This is a genomic window from Rhizobium sp. WSM1274, assembly GCF_025200775.1.
GTDB lineage: Bacteria > Pseudomonadota > Alphaproteobacteria > Rhizobiales > Rhizobiaceae > Rhizobium > Rhizobium leguminosarum_I.
On record NZ_CP104139.1, the window covers coordinates 1,165,213 to 1,180,112 of the forward strand.

Annotated in this window: 13 protein-coding genes; 11 read left to right on the plus strand and 2 right to left on the minus strand. The window is 60.4% G+C overall.

Annotation, left to right across the window (positions count from 1 at the left end; translation table 11 throughout):
* Positions 1 to 1,188: 1,188 nt before the first annotated feature.
* Positions 1,189 to 2,178, plus strand: coding sequence for a potassium channel beta subunit family protein (locus tag N2600_RS29740; protein WP_162115625.1), 990 nt, complete (start codon positions 1,189 to 1,191; stop codon positions 2,176 to 2,178).
* Between the two features lie 188 nt (positions 2,179 to 2,366).
* Here N2600_RS29740 and N2600_RS29745 read toward each other — a convergent pair whose 3' ends face one another.
* Complete coding sequence (locus tag N2600_RS29745; RefSeq protein WP_162115626.1) at positions 2,367 to 3,317, minus strand: LysR family transcriptional regulator; 951 nt, start codon at positions 3,315 to 3,317, stop codon at positions 2,367 to 2,369.
* An 88-nt stretch (positions 3,318 to 3,405) separates the two neighbouring features.
* Between N2600_RS29745 and N2600_RS29750 the strand changes: the two genes are divergently transcribed.
* From N2600_RS29750 to N2600_RS29790, 9 genes are read left to right on the plus strand one after another with little or no spacing between them, the layout of a single operon-like run.
* On the plus strand, positions 3,406 to 4,284 hold the full coding sequence (locus N2600_RS29750) for a dioxygenase family protein (RefSeq protein ID WP_222280684.1): 879 nt from the start codon (positions 3,406 to 3,408) through the stop codon (positions 4,282 to 4,284).
* Positions 4,281 to 5,342, plus strand: a complete 1,062-nt coding sequence (locus N2600_RS29755) for a maleylacetate reductase (protein ID WP_170279692.1) — start codon at positions 4,281 to 4,283, stop codon at positions 5,340 to 5,342. The genes N2600_RS29750 and N2600_RS29755 overlap by 4 nt, the downstream gene beginning before the upstream one ends.
* A gap of 56 nt (positions 5,343 to 5,398) precedes the next feature.
* Complete coding sequence (locus tag N2600_RS29760; RefSeq protein WP_170279693.1) at positions 5,399 to 6,679, plus strand: ABC transporter substrate-binding protein; 1,281 nt, start codon at positions 5,399 to 5,401, stop codon at positions 6,677 to 6,679.
* A gap of 54 nt (positions 6,680 to 6,733) precedes the next feature.
* Positions 6,734 to 7,453: an ABC transporter ATP-binding protein gene (locus N2600_RS29765; RefSeq protein ID WP_170279694.1), complete on the plus strand. Its 720-nt coding sequence runs from the start codon at positions 6,734 to 6,736 to the stop codon at positions 7,451 to 7,453.
* Positions 7,453 to 8,178, plus strand: coding sequence for an ABC transporter ATP-binding protein (locus N2600_RS29770; RefSeq protein WP_170279695.1), 726 nt, complete (start codon positions 7,453 to 7,455; stop codon positions 8,176 to 8,178). Before N2600_RS29765 ends, N2600_RS29770 begins: the two co-directional genes overlap by 1 nt.
* Positions 8,165 to 9,028, plus strand: a complete 864-nt coding sequence (locus N2600_RS29775) for a branched-chain amino acid ABC transporter permease (protein ID WP_260299118.1) — start codon at positions 8,165 to 8,167, stop codon at positions 9,026 to 9,028. Before N2600_RS29770 ends, N2600_RS29775 begins: the two co-directional genes overlap by 14 nt.
* Before the next feature lie 9 nt (positions 9,029 to 9,037).
* On the plus strand, positions 9,038 to 10,144 hold the full coding sequence (locus tag N2600_RS29780; protein WP_222280682.1) for a branched-chain amino acid ABC transporter permease: 1,107 nt from the start codon (positions 9,038 to 9,040) through the stop codon (positions 10,142 to 10,144).
* Positions 10,137 to 11,891 carry an FAD-dependent oxidoreductase gene (locus N2600_RS29785; protein WP_260299119.1) on the plus strand — a complete coding sequence of 585 codons (1,755 nt, stop codon included), beginning with the start codon at positions 10,137 to 10,139 and terminating at the stop codon, positions 11,889 to 11,891. Before N2600_RS29780 ends, N2600_RS29785 begins: the two co-directional genes overlap by 8 nt.
* 8 nt (positions 11,892 to 11,899) lie before the next feature.
* Positions 11,900 to 12,778 (plus strand): intradiol ring-cleavage dioxygenase, encoded by an 879-nt coding sequence (locus N2600_RS29790; RefSeq protein ID WP_260299120.1) that lies wholly within the window; start codon positions 11,900 to 11,902, stop codon positions 12,776 to 12,778.
* Positions 12,779 to 12,865: 87 nt separating this feature from the next.
* Here the strand turns inward: N2600_RS29790 and N2600_RS34545 are convergent, their stop codons facing one another.
* Positions 12,866 to 13,078, minus strand: a complete 213-nt coding sequence (locus tag N2600_RS34545) for a hypothetical protein (RefSeq protein ID WP_018493339.1) — start codon at positions 13,076 to 13,078, stop codon at positions 12,866 to 12,868.
* 235 nt (positions 13,079 to 13,313) lie between these two features.
* On the opposite strand from N2600_RS34545, the gene N2600_RS29795 reads away from it, so the two are divergent.
* Entirely contained in the window at positions 13,314 to 14,627 is a 1,314-nt protein-coding gene (locus N2600_RS29795; RefSeq protein WP_260299473.1) for a hypothetical protein, read from the plus strand.
* Positions 14,628 to 14,900: the final 273 nt, after the last annotated feature.

Below are 14,900 nucleotides of genomic sequence, written 5' to 3' on the forward strand. Positions count from 1 at the left end.
GAGCATATATCCATGCTGGATGAACGGCGTTCACCGCGGCATCCTAGATCAGTGCTTCGGGGATGCCCCAAGGTTGACGAAAAGACATCCATTGCCGATCTCTATTTGTGTCAGAAGGTCCGCCCTTACCTCTTCGCCAACAACCGCCTTTAAGTGTCGCCACTTTTGGCCCTTCGGATGTGCCGGCACCGGTACGCCTTCTCGCAAAAACAGCGTTACTTCAGGAGCTTCATCTGATTTGTAGATGCAAATTCTCAACGGCTCAAGTCCTGTTGGCAGCATTTATTGTGCACTGCAAAACAAGAAATGGCAAACATTCATTTGCCGGGTAAGTCAACATTGGGCGGGATTCCGGCGGCTAGCGTTGGAGTGGCAGCGGAAGGTCCAAAGGATTGGTATCGGATTACGCGGGCTTCCAGGCCGCCGCACGGATCGTCGGCGACGCCTCGGTAATGAGTTGACCGCACGCGGGAGTTTATCGGCAACACCGGCCGTCATGCCGTCGGGCTAGCAATGCGCGTGGTAAAGGGCTGGCGGTTGGAGGACGCCTTTCCAACGACTTGGTTGTCGGCGAGAGTGGCGTGTGAACTGGCCCGGCCGAGGGCGCGGTTAAAGGAAGGCGGCGGGCCCTCATGTTGCCCACCGCCCACCCCTCCCGGCGTCCGCCGCCACGGTCGGGAGGAGAAGTGAGCCTATCTGAGCCAAGGCACGGTTTGTATCCAAGCAGACAAACAAAGATGCGGTGTCATTCCACAGTCACATAAGCATTTGTGAGGAGTGGTTTGCCGACAGGCGAATGTCATTGAAGTTGCTGCGATCATTGCAGCGGTGCCTGTGGATAGGCTGTGGATATCCGGTGGATGACAGGATCAATCAGCGCGCGATAACGTCGCAGTTTCCAATCGCATGTTGCCTATCCGTTCCGAATCTCGTCATTCTACCGTTGCTGCTGTCGACTTCCGCCGCAAACGTCGTCGATCGCATGCCACGGGGCGCTCCGACTGATGTCGTGGAGCGCCCTTTTCTTTGGATTCGGCGTCTCGTCACAAAAGAGGGTATGAGAACCGTAGCTGAGCCTCGCATATCGTTGCTCATGCCATAGATTACGCCAATCGGTCGTTGATCAATCGGGCGACACCGACCCCGGTGACCGGCCGCTACCTATTCATAACTTTCGGGAGTTGCATGATGGAATATCGACGTTTGGGAAGGTCGGGCCTGAAGGTGAGCGAGTTCTCTTTCGGCTCATGGGTCACATTCGGCAAACAGGTCAATGGAGGCGACGCCGTCGACCTCATGAAGCTTGCCTACGACAACGGGGTGAACTTCTTCGACAATGCTGAAGGATACGAAAGCGGCAGGTCCGAGATCGTGATGGGCGAGGCGCTCAACCGACTTGGCTGGAGCCGTGACAGCTTCGTCGTCTCCAGCAAGGTCTTCTGGGGAGGCCAGAAGCCCACACAGCGCGGCCTGTCGCGCAAGCATGTGACCGACGCCTGCCATGCAGCGCTCAAGCGGCTTCAGGTCGACTACCTCGACCTTTACTTCTGCCACCGCCCGGATATCGACACGCCGATCGAGGAAACGGTCCGGGCGATGCATGATCTCGTTGCCCAGGGCAAGGTGCTCTATTGGGGCACGTCGGAATGGTCGGCGCAGCAATTGACGGAAGCCTATGCCGTTGCCCGGGATCTGCGCATCACGCCGCCGACCATGGAGCAGCCGCAGTACAACATCTTCGAACGCCAGAAGGTCGAGTCCGACTACTTGCCGCTCTATGACCTGATGGGCCTTGGCACCACGACCTGGTCGCCGCTCGCCTCGGGCGTCCTGACCGGCAAATACAACGACGGTGTTCCGGCCGACAGCCGGATGAACCTGCCGGGCTACGAATGGCTGAAGGAGAAGTGGTCCAGCGATGCCGGCCGCGCCCAGCTCAGACAAGTCGGCGAGCTCGCAAAGCTCGCGGACGAGATCGGCATGTCGATCACGCATCTCGCCCTTTTGTGGTGCCTTGCCAATCGGAACGTCTCGACCGTCATTCTTGGAGCCTCGCGCGCCAGCCAGTTGCAGGACAATCTCGCGGCCCTCTCACACCGACAGAAGATGACGTCTGACGTTCTGGACCGGATCGACACGATCGTCGGAAACAAGCCCGAAGGACCGCGTCGCTTCTAGACGAACAAATCTCCCTCGACGAGCCGGACTAAGGGTTCGTCGAGGGAAAAGCGCCAGCTATGTTACCAGCACCATGGTGCAGCGGACAGCGCTGGGAACGGTCGAGAATGTGAAGTGCCGCGTAGCGACCCGCACATCCCATGTTTCGGTCGTTGGCGAAGCACGTCTTCATCGCAGGCTGCCGCCCGCTAGTTGCCCCAGACGACGGCTTCCTCATGACGCTTGATCAGGTGGCGCAAGGTCTCGAAGCCGGACCTGACAAACTCGGCGAAGTGATCGACCGCTGGAGCGCGAGGAGCATCAGTTCGCGTCAGGATGGCAAGAGCTCGTTCAGGATGCGGAATGTTGACAGGAAGAGCGGTGATCGCCTTCTCCTTTCTCAACGCGAAGACGACGCTGTGCGGCATAACGGTCAAGGCGTCGGCCGCTTTGAGGTAATTGATGACGCCCATAAGCGAGCCGCCGGAGTAGCGTATCTTAATTTCGGTCGCTCCGAAGGACAGAAGAAGCGCCCGAAGATCGGCGAGCAGGGGACTGCCTGGCGGGGGCGCCACCCAGGGGTAGTCGAGAAGCTCGCCCGGCCGCGGGCGCCGTTTCATGAGGAGGGGGTGCGTCGAGCGGCAGGCGATGACATTCCGACCTGGCAGTATCTGCTGGAACTCTAGGCCGGAGCCTTCTTCGAGGATGTCGATCGGGCAGACGGCCAGGTCGATCTGGTCGGCCTTGAGGGCTGCGCGGAGATCGGGAAGATAGCCGTAGCTCTGTTCGACCCGCACGTCGGGATGTGTCTGCTGGAACTCAGCGCAGAACTGCGCGATCAGAGCGTCCATGAAAAAGGGCGTGCCACCGACGCGGACGACGCCGCTCCTCCCCATTCGGAAACTGTCGACGAGGTCGGAGGCTTTTCGAGACGCGGCGAGCATGACCAGGCCGTGCTCCGCCAGCGACAGCCCGAACGGCGTCGCCTGCAGTGGCCTGCGCCCTTTGACGAAAAGAGGTTCGCCCACCCGCTTTTCCAGCATCGAGAGCGCTCGGGACATTGCCGGCTGGGCCAGACCCAGCAAAGCAGCACCTTCCGTGACGCCGCCAGCTTTGACCACGGCCGCAAGCTGAATGAGGTGACGTTCGTCGATCTTCATAACAATCTGTTATACTGATCCTCTGCAAAATCATCAACGCTCGACTTCCATCGTGCTAGGCTTGTCATATGTCGATCGGGAGGAGACGATGATGACAGGGAGTGCCAGGGCGCTCACATTCGACGAGGCCACGTCATCCGAAGCCTTTGCCGAACGCTTCAGCGCGAACCGGAACGGCAAATTGGCCCACCTGATCGCTGCGGCCGTGACGCATGTTCATGACCTCATCAAGGAGTTCCGCCCGAGGCCGGACGAGTGGCGCAAGGTCATCCAGTTTCTGACCGAAGTCGGGCACGCCTCTGACGAGCGCCGTCAGGAATGGGTGCTGCTTTCGGACCTCATCGGCGCTTCCGCGCTGGTGGAAGAAATCAACTCACGTCGACAGAAGGGTGCGACGCCGAATACAATCCGCGGGCCCTTCTATCGGGACGACGCCCCTGAGCGTTCATCCGGAGCCTCGATCTCGGTCGACGGAAAGGGAGAGCCCCTAGGCGTCTCCGTGCGCGTGCAGGATCTCGACGGGCTTCCCATCGGGGGCGCCGAGGTTGTGACGTGGCAGGCCAACGCCGAGGGCTTCTACGAAAACCAGCAACCGGATCTCCAGCCAGAGCACAATTTACGCGGACTGTTCAGGACCGACGCGGAAGGCTGCGTCATGTATCGCTCGGTGATGCCAGCCGGCTACGGCGTGCCGGACGATGGGCCCGTAGGCCGTCTGCTGAAAGGTGCTGGCTATCCGCTGCATCGTCCGGCTCATCTTCAGTTCGTTGTCAGAGCGAAGGGGTTCGAAACGATTACGACGCACATCTACGATTCAAACGATCCACGTCTTGCGGAGGATGCCCTTTTCGGTGTCCGACCGGACCTCGTCGCGCGGTTCGAACCTGCACAGGTCGACGGTCGGCGGGGCAGGTCGGTCGACCTGACCTTTGTGATGGTTCGCGCGAGACCGGGGAGGCAGGGATGACACGGCCGTTCTGCTACGCAGGCAGTCCCGCCCAGATCGTTTTCGGCAACGACAGCATTGGCAGTGTCGGTGCATGGATCGCCAAGGCTGGGCGCAAGCGCGCGCTTGTGCTCTCGACCCCGCACCAAAAGGCGGACGCGGAAGAGCTGGCCAATAAGATTGGCGAACTGGCCTGCGGCGTCTTCTCGGGGGCGGTCATGCACACGCCCGTGGAGGTGACCGAGGCTGCCATGAAGGTGGTGCTCGATACGGCTGCCGACTGCGTCGTCTCGCTCGGTGGGGGATCGACCACCGGGCTTGGCAAGGCGATCGCCTATCGCAACGACATCTTTCAGATCGTCGTGCCGACGACCTATGCCGGGTCGGAGGTGACGCCAATTCTTGGCCAAACCGAAGGCGGTCGGAAGACGACGGTGCGCGACGCGAAGATCTTGCCGGAGATCGTGATCTACGATCCGTCTCTTACCCTGGGGTTGCCTGTCGCGATGAGCGCGACAAGCGGGCTGAACGCAATGGCTCATGCATTGGAAGGTCTCTATGCCCGCGATCGCAATCCGATCTCGACGCTCATGGCGTTTGAAGGCCTGCGGGCCTTCAAACTGAGCCTGCCGAAGATCGTGAAGTCACCGAACGACATGGACGCCCGCAGCGATGCGCTCTACGGCGCCTGGCTTTGCGGCACGGTCCTTGGTGCCGTCGGGATGGCGCTGCATCACAAGATCTGCCACACGCTCGGCGGTTCTTTCGATACGCCGCATGCAGAAACACATGCTGTCCTGCTGCCGCATACCGCAGCTTTCAATGCAGCGGCGGCAGCTGCGGAGCTTTCCCAGGCAGCGGCGATATTCGGCGGCTCGATCGGTGGCGGTCTTTGGGATTTTTCCAAGCAGATCGGTGCGCCGATGTCACTCAAGGATTTCGGAATGACGCAGGCCGATCTAGACCGCGCCGCGTCGATCGCTGTCGAAAATCCGTACTGGAACCCTCGGCCGATAGACCGTCAATCGATCAGGAAGCTTCTTCAGGACGCCTGGGAGGGACGACGTCCCGAAGACTGAATTTTGGCACGCCGGACGGCGCGCTCTTTGGGAGGAGAGGGACAATGGGAGGACGCATGTTCACGAGACGCGATTTTCTGAAAACAACGGCGACCGGCGGGGCCATCATGGCGACGTCCAGCCTTGCCGCTCCGGCAATCGCCCAGAACGCGGCCATCAAGCTTGGCTACGTCAGTCCGCAAACCGGCCCGCTTGCCGCCTTTGGCGAGGCTGACAAATTCGTCATCGATTCGTTCCTGGCGACGACAAAGAAGCTCGGCCTGACCTATGAGGTCGTGGTCAAGGATAGCCAGTCCAATCCCAACCGCGCGGCCGAGGTCGCAAAGGAGCTTATCGTCGACGACCAGGTCAATCTGATGCTGGTTTCTTCCACGCCGGAAACGACCAACCCGGTTTCGACCACCTGCGAAGGCGAGCAAATGCCTTGCATTTCCACGGTGGCTCCTTGGCAGCCGTGGTTCATCGGCCAGCAGGGCAATCCCGGCGATCCCTCATCATGGAAGCCATTTGACTACGCCTACCACTTCTTCTGGGGGCTTGAGGATATCATTGCCGTCTTCACGGGCATGTGGGGTCAGATCGACACCAATAAGAAGGTCGGCGGGCTCTTCCCCAACGACGGCGACGGCAACGCGTGGGGCGATAGGGTGGTGGGGTTTCCGCCAGTCCTGGAAAAACTGGGTTACGGACTGACTGACACCGGCCGCTACCAGAACCTGACGGACGACTTCTCAGCGCAGATCAACGCCTTCAAGCAGGCGGGTACCGACATCCTTACCGGCGTGATGATACCGCCGGATCTCACCACCTTCTGGAACCAGGCGAAACAGCAGGGATTGAAACCGAAAATCGCCTCGATCGGCAAGGCGCTGCTCTTTCCGCAGACGGTCGAAGCGTTGGGCGATGCCGGTCATAACCTGTCCACGGAAGTCTGGTGGACGCCCAGCCACCCCTTCAAATCGTCACTGACAGGCGAGACGGCAGTCACCGTCGCCAACGCATTCACCAAGTCGACCGGCCGCCCATGGACACAACCTATCGGCTTCGCCCACGCGTTGTTCGAGATCGCCGTCGACGTGATGAAGCGAGCGGGAGAGGACGGCGACGGAGACGCTGTTGCCAAGGCCATAGGGGAGACCAAGCTCGATACACTTGTCGGGCCGATCGCGTGGGGCAACGAGAAGCTTCCGCCATTTGCGCAGAAGAATGTTGCCAAGACGCCTCTCGTCGGCGGCCAGTGGCGCCTGAAGTCGGGCGGCGGCTACGATCTCGTCGTCGTCGAAAACGGGCTGGCGCCCAATGTGCCGCTGGGCGGTAAGCTCGAAGTTTTGGCCTAAGGCAAAAGCTCTGCCCGGCGCCCGAGCCGGGCGGAACTGTTCGGAGGAGGACCGATGCCCATTCTCGAACTTAAAAATGTATCGAAGTCCTTCGGCGCGCTTATCGTCGCCGAAGGGGTTTCCTTTTCGGTGGAGCCGGGAGAGGCGCTCGGCGTCATCGGACCGAACGGTGCTGGAAAATCGACACTCTTCAATCTCATCAACGGCAACCTCAAGGTGGCCGGTGGTTCGATCCAATTCGACGGCCGCGATGTGACCCATACGCCCCCGATGCAGCGCTGCCTTGCGGGCATGGGACGCACCTTTCAGATACCGCAGCCTTTCGAGCGCCTGACCGCCTATGAAAATCTATTGGTCGCAGGCGCTTTCGGAACGCGCCAGGCGGAAGCCCATGTCGTCGATCTCTGTGCCGACATCCTGGTGGAGACAGGCCTAATCGCAAAGGCGAATGTCCCCGCAGGCTCCCTTTCCCTTCTTGAGCGCAAACGATTGGAGCTAGCGCGCGCGCTCGCCACGCAGCCCAAGCTTCTGCTTCTCGACGAAATCGCTGGAGGACTGACGGAGGGAGAGTGTCGGCTGCTGGTGGCGACGATCAAACGCGTCCACCAGCGCGGCGTCGCGATCATCTGGATCGAACATGTACTGCACGCCCTGACCGCCGTCGCCGAGCGATTGCTGGTCTTGAACTTCGGTCGCGTGATCGGCATCGGCGCAGTCGATCCGATCATGGCCTCGAGCGACGTCCGCGAAATCTATCTCGGGATGGAGGTCTGATGGCGAGCCTTGTCGAAACACGAGGCCTTACGGCCTTCTATGGCGACTTCCAGGCCGTCTTCGGGGTCGATATCCGGCTCGAGGTCGGCGAGACCATCGCCGTGATCGGCGCCAACGGCGCGGGCAAATCGACCTTGATGCGCTCCCTCGCCGGTGTGATTGCCAACAGCGCGGAGATGGTCCTCCATCGCGGCGAGCCGATCGGTGCGCTGGGAGCTCCGGATGTGGTGCGCCGCGGGATCGCGCTGGTGCCGGAGGGCCGCAGGCTGTTTCCGTCATTGACCGTAGAGGAGAACCTGCTGATCGGCAGCTACGGCCGCCAGGTGGCGGCCGGACCGTGGACCCTGGAAAGCATCTACGGGCTTTTCCCCATTCTGAAAGAGCGGCGACGCAATCCGGCGACGGCCCTCTCTGGTGGCCAGCAGCAGATGGTCGCGATCGGTCGTGCCCTCATGTCGAACCCAGACGTCCTGCTCTGCGACGAACTCAGCCTCGGTCTGGCGCCGGTGGTGATCAAGGATATCTACGCCGCCTTCGCCAAGATCAAGGCATCGGGCGCCGCGATCATCATCGTCGAACAGGACATCGTGCAGGCTCTAAAGGTCGCCGATCGGATCTATTGCATGATGGAAGGCCGCGTCACCCTGACCGGCCGTCCCTCCGAACTCGATCGTGCGGACATCCATGCAGCCTATTTTGGATCGGGGACCCATGAACTGGCTTGATACGCTTCTCCAGGGAATACTGCTCGGCGGACTATATGCCCTATTCGCGGCTGGCTTGAGCCTTGTCTTCGGCATCATGCGGCTCGTCAATCTGGCCCACGGCGACCTGATCGTCCTTGCCGCATTCCTGATAATGCTCATCGGGTCATCTTTTGGGCTCAATCCGTTTGTCGCAGCATTGATAGCGGCGCCATTGATGTTCGGGCTCGGCTGGATCCTCCAGTATCATCTTCTCAATCGCACGCTCGGCAAAGACGTCCTGCCACCGCTGCTGGTGACGTTCGGCCTTTCGATCGTGATCCAGAATGGTCTTTTGGAAGCGTTCACGGCCGACAGCAGGCGAGTTTCGACGGGCTCGCTTGAAACGGCCTCGGTGCAGATCGGAAGTGTCAACGCCGGACTGATGCCGTTGCTGACTTTCGCCTCGGCCGTGCTCGTTATCTTGGCCTTGAATCAGCTGATCTATCGGACCTCTCTTGGCCGGGCATTTCGCGCCACGTCCGACGACGTGGTGACCGCAAGCCTGATGGGCATTCGGCCAAACTCGATCTTCGCCGCCGCTACCGGACTGGCGATGATGATCGTGACCGTTGCTGCGCTCTACCTCGGCATGAGAGCGAACTTCGATCCGACCGCCGGACCCGCCCGATTGATCTATGCCTTCGAAGCGGTGATCATCGGCGGCCTCGGCTCGCTTTGGGGCACGCTCGCGGGCGGTGTGATCCTGGGCCTTGCGCAGACGATCGGCGCTGCGGTCAATCCCGAATGGCAAATTCTTGCCGGGCACGTCGCCTTTCTTCTCGTGCTGCTTTTTCGTCCGCGCGGTCTTTTTCCGCGGGCCGTCGACTGAGGCGCGGCCATGACCACGGGTTTTCAAACCATGACCAATGAACGAACGGCTCGCTGGCGCATCGAGACGAGGACGACTGTCTCCCGAATCTTCACAATATTCCTCTTCCTGGCGGCGGCCCTGATGATCTTCGCTCCTTTCGTCGTCTCGCGTGGCGTCGTACAGGATCTCTTTTTCATCCTGACCATGCTAACGCTGGCCCAAAGTTGGAATCTTCTCGCTGGTTATGCCGGCCTCATTTCGGTCGGACAGCAACTTTTCGTCGGATGTGGTGCCTACGCCTTATTCGGCTTGGTTATCCTGACTGGAATGGATCCAGTTCTGGCGGTCCTGCTTGCCGGCCTCTTCGCAGCCGCCGTCGCGGTGCCGACCGCCTTCTTCGCCTTCCGCCTCTATGGGCCGTACTTTGCGATCGGTACCTGGGTGATTGCCGAAGTCGGGCGGCTGCTCCTTGCGCAATGGAAGACCCTCGGGGGCGGAACTGGGACGTCCATGCCGCGAGATGCGACGCGGGACATGCTGGGCGCCGCCGCACTCAACGACTGGTTCGGCATGCGCTCGTCCGTCGCCGCCGATGCATTGGCCTACTGGATGGCGCTCGTGCTGGCGTCGGCGACGATCATCTTCGTCTACAGGCTGCTTTGCAGCAAGCATGGGCTGGGGCTTGCGGCCGTCCGCGACAACGAGACGGCGGCACGTGCCCTTGGCGTCGACGCACAGCGGCTGAAGACACTGATCTATCTCCTGACGGCCTTCATCACGGGCGTGGTCGGCGCGCTCATCTACCTGCAGAAGGCTCGGATATCGCCCGACGCGGCCTTCTCGCTCACCGACTGGACGGCCTACGTCATCTTCATCGTCGTCATCGGCGGCATCGGCACAATTGAGGGTCCGATCCTGGGTGTGCTTGTCTTCTTCGTATTGCAGAACGCGTTTTCGAGCTTCGGCTCCTGGTATCTTCTGGCGCTCGGTGCACTGGCCATCGTTACCATGCTCTTTGCGCCTCGCGGCGTCTGGGGACTGATATCCGACCGCACTGGTTGGGAACTTTTTCCGGTCCGCCGTCGCCTCAAGGACGGATCTTCAGAATATGAAATGGGAGGGCCACATGGCTGACATCAAAACAGACGTATTGATCATTGGCACAGGCCCGGCCGGTTCGGCGGCAGCCGCGTTGCTCGCGACACACGGCCTCGAACCGCTGGTGATCAACCGCTATCGCTGGCTGGCGAACACGCCGCGCGCGCATATCACCAACCAGCGCACGATGGAAGTGCTGCGCGATCTTGGCCGCGACGTCGAGGACGAAGCTTACATGTTCGCCGCCGAGCAGGATCTGATGGGCGAGAACGTCTTTTGCACCTCGCTGACCGGGGAGGAGATTGGCCGCATGAAAAGCTGGGGCAACCACCCACTGTCCCGCGCCGAACATCTTCTCTCGTCGCCGAGCCGGATGAACGACCTGCCTCAGACATACATGGAGCCGTTGCTATTCAAGACCGCCTGTTCTCGCGGCGCGCAGCCGCGAATGTCGACCGAATACAAAAGCCATGTTCAAGACGCCGATGGGGTCACGACGACCTGCGTCGATAGATTGACAGGCAGGGAGCTGACCATTCACTCCAAATTCCTGATCGGCGCGGATGGCGGGAACTCCAAGGTCGCCGAACATGCCGGCCTGAGATTCGAAGGCAAGATGGGCGTCGCGGGATCGATGAACATCCTGTTCGAGGCCGATCTGTCGCGCTACGTCGCCCATCGCCCTTCCGTGCTCTATTGGGTATTGCAGCCAGGCGCCGACGTGGGGGGCATCGGCATGGGTCTCGTGCGCATGGTTCGCCCGTGGAACGAGTGGCTGATCGTCTGGGGATACGATATCAACCAGCCCGCACCGCAGGTCGACGACGCCTTCGCCACGAAGGTCGTGCGCGAGCTCGTGGGCGTCGAGGACATCGAGCCGAAGATAAAGTCGGTCTCGACGTGGACCGTCAACAATATGTACGCGACGACGATATCGAACGGCCGCGTCTTCTGCATGGGCGACGCAACGCATCGACATCCGCCGTCAAACGGCCTGGGTTCCAACACCTCGATTCAGGACGCGTTCAATCTTTCATGGAAGCTTGCGATGGTGCTGAAAGGTCAAGCTGGTCCTCAGCTCCTCGACAGCTACCAGGCCGAGCGGGCGCCAGTCGCCAAGCAAATCGTCACCCGCGCCAACAAGTCGATCGAAGAATTCGGCCCTATTTTCAAGGCGCTCGGCCTGCTTGACTCGGTTGATCCGGTGAAGATGCAGCAGAACATGGACGCGCGCTGCAATGACACGGCAGCATCCGAAGCGCAGCGCGCGGCAATCCGGACCGCGATCGCGAACAAGGTCTACGAATTCGACGCGCACGGCGTCGAGATGAACCACCGCTACGCCTCGAACGCCGTGGTGAAGGATGGTCAACCGGAACCCGCCTTCGAGAGAGACCCTGAGCTGCACTTCCAGCCGACGACTTGGCCGGGTGCGCGGCTTCCTCATGCCTGGCTCTTCGGTGCCGATGGAAAAAAGGTGTCCAGCCTTGATCTGACGGGCCACGGCGTTTTCACGGTGCTGACGGGCATCGGGGGCGACGGCTGGATTGCAGCGGCAACGACGCTTTCGAAGGAGCTGGGGCTGCCGATCGCCACGCATCGGATCGGACCGCGACAGACGTGGCAGGATCTGAACGGTGACTGGGCGCGGGCCCGCGAAGTCCGGGATTCAGGCGTGTTGCTCGTGCGGCCCGACCATCATGTCGCGTGGCGCGCGGACGCCGTGTCGGCTGATCCGGAAGCGGAGCTACGCCGGATTTTGAAAACAATTCTTTCTCTGTGAGGTGCACTATGAGCTCCGAAGAAAAGGGCTATTTCACCGAAGAAAATTCCGTGGAGGTGGTCACGAGCCGCAACGCTCAAGCCAGGGACGAGCGCCTGAAGCGGGTGATGGAGGTTGTCACGCGCAAGCTACATGAGGCAGTAAAGGAGCTTGAGCCGACGCAGGACGAGTGGATGGAGGCAATCTTCTTTCTCACCCGTACCGGGCAGACGTGCAATGAATGGCGACAGGAGTTTATCCTGTTGTCGGACGTGCTCGGCGTGTCGATGCTGGTCGACGCCATCAACAATCGCAAGCCCTCTGGGGCTTCTGAAAGCACGGTGCTCGGTCCGTTTCACGTTGCCGACGTGCCGGAACTGCCGATGGGCGCCAACATCTGCCTCGACCAGAAAGGCGAGGATATGGTGATCGGAGGGCGGATACTCGACACGGATGGCAGGCCGATTTCCAATGCTGTCATCGACGTTTGGCAGGCCAACGACGAAGGCTTCTACGACGTGCAACAGAAGGGGATACAACCCGACTTCAACCTTCGCGGCGTCTTTCGCACGGGCGCGGACGGCCGCTATTGGTTCCGGGCGGTCAAGCCCAAATATTACCCGATCCCGGACGACGGGCCGGTCGGCAAGCTGCTCGGCGCTCTTGGACGTCATCCCTACAGGCCGGCTCACCTGCATTACATCATAAAGGCCGAGGGCTTCGAGGCGCTGACAACACACATCTTCGATCCGGACGACCCGTACATCCACTCGGACGCCGTCTTCGGCGTGAAGGAGAGCTTGCTTGCCAAGTTTCAGCCCGTAGAAGATCCAGTGCGGGCTAGCGACCTTGAATTCGCGGACAAGTTTTGGCAGGTGGAGCACGATTTCGTGCTGGCGCGGGAGTAGAACCTCTCGTACGGGTCGGGCAACTGTCCGGGCGATGATTTCCGCGCCAGCGGTTATCTCTAAAGCGCCGGATGCTGAGCAGGATCTTCAGATTCCAAGCACGGTCACGAGCGGGGGCGTGAAGTCCTTGAAGCCCAATCTCGGCCAGTCGCACCTTGTGTCAAACCTCGTTTTCGGTTCGTGGCGCTGACATTTCGGGTTGGTCTTGAAGGCGTATCCGGGCAGGGTGACATATCTGGCATTTGCCGTGCAAAGGGCAATCGCGATACACAGCGTCAATGCAGAGCACATGGTTCTCATGGCACACCTCCAGGCGTCGTAGGAACCTTCAAGTGCGGAGAATTTCCGGTCGATAGTTCTCCCACTTTTGCTGGCCCCCCGCCATTCGCCTAATAGGAGGTGGCGTGGCGTCGTGAGTAATCCGTTTAGTGGAGCGTTGGCTAGGCGTTCAAGAAACCTTCATGAAACCCCAGGGTTGAAAAGCACACACCCGGCTCCAAATCCCGTCGGCGGTCATCGAAGCCGGGGAGGGGTAATGGGAAGCGCGCAGTTTCATTGGTTTGGCCGGGGCAGACTAGCCTTGGGCGTCGTTCTCAGTCTTTTTTGCCTTGTGCCCTGCTCCCCTGCGTTGGCGGCGCCCGCCGAAATCGGCGGCCTGACGGTGACCCTGCCCGATGCCGCCACCGGCTGGAGGAAGGCCGGCAAGGGCAATCTGTTTATGCTGCAGAAGGATTTTCCGGAAACGGAGGACGACAAGCCCGGCAATGCTTTGATTCAGATCACCAAGCCGCTCCCGGCAGCGCGCAGTTCCCTGCAGGCCGGCATGAAGACCTTCGTCGCGACGCTGCCCGACATGGCGAAGGAAGATATCCTGGTCAAACATTACGGGGTCACGGTGAACGGCTACGATATCCGCGTGGAAGAACGCTGCTGCGTTCATCAGAAGAATGTCAGCATCAGCCAGATCGTCGTCGGCATCGCCGGCGACAAGACGCAGGCCTATCTGCAGCTCGTGCTGCTGAATGTGAACGGTGACAGAAGCAGTAGCGCCGAGGCCGATTTTGCGACCCTCGTGCGCTCGGTGAAGCTTGATCCTTCCGACAAGGATTTCGATCTCGTGCCGGCGAGCGAAGACGGCGGGCTGGACGGCGTCTTCACCCATCTTGATACCGGTCTCCGGCCGAATGTCTTTGGCGGCATGGATTTTTATTCGGACAGCACGATCACTATGTTCGACCCGAAGGGGCTGTTCAGTACGGAACTGCCGAAGGGCGGCCGGAGCATCACCGAACATTGCAAGGAGACTCCGACCGATTGCGGCCTCTACAAGCTTACCGGCGGCGGATTTTTCTCCTCCGCCGGGGCGATCGAAATGCGTAGCGTCACCTCTGCTTACGGCACGATTGAGATCGAGACGAAACCGTTCTCGAAAAAAGGTGAGGACATAGTGATTGCCGACGCAGACCACCGCGCCGTGCCACCGTTTGATGAGGGCACGACGCTCGACGGCGAATGGGTATCCACCTTCGCCTCCAGCGGGATGACCGCGACCTCATCGGGATCGGTGGCTTCCAGCCATACGCTGAAGCTTCATCGAAACGGCACTTTCGAACGCACAGGCTGGTCGGGCGCCTCGATGACGAATGAAATCGGCGGATCGCAATCGGGCGTCACGACGTCAAGCAACCGGCTGGGCGCCAGCGGACGCTACAAACTTTCCGGCTATCGTCTCGATCTGACAGACGTGAGTGGTAAGACCGAGACCATGAGCATATTCGAGCCGGACAAGGGTTCCGACGGGCTTCTGGTGATCAACGGCAACAACTACCTGAAGGACGATGGGAAATAGAGAGGCAGCGCCAAGCTATTGAATAAACTGAGCTTATACGGCGACGCGATTGACCTCCGGGTCGGCTGGAAAGCCACCGTGGTTATCGGTCACTTCGAGTCATCGGCAATGTGCGAATCACTTGAAATCTGGCTCATGTCGCCAGCCGTCTCGATGGGCTGAAACGGACGGTTTGGTTAAGCATTTGTAAATTGGTAACGAATCGAGGCATATAGTAACTGCGCAACTGAAGCGCTTTCGTTCAAAATTGCGCAGTTACCTGGGAAAAAGATC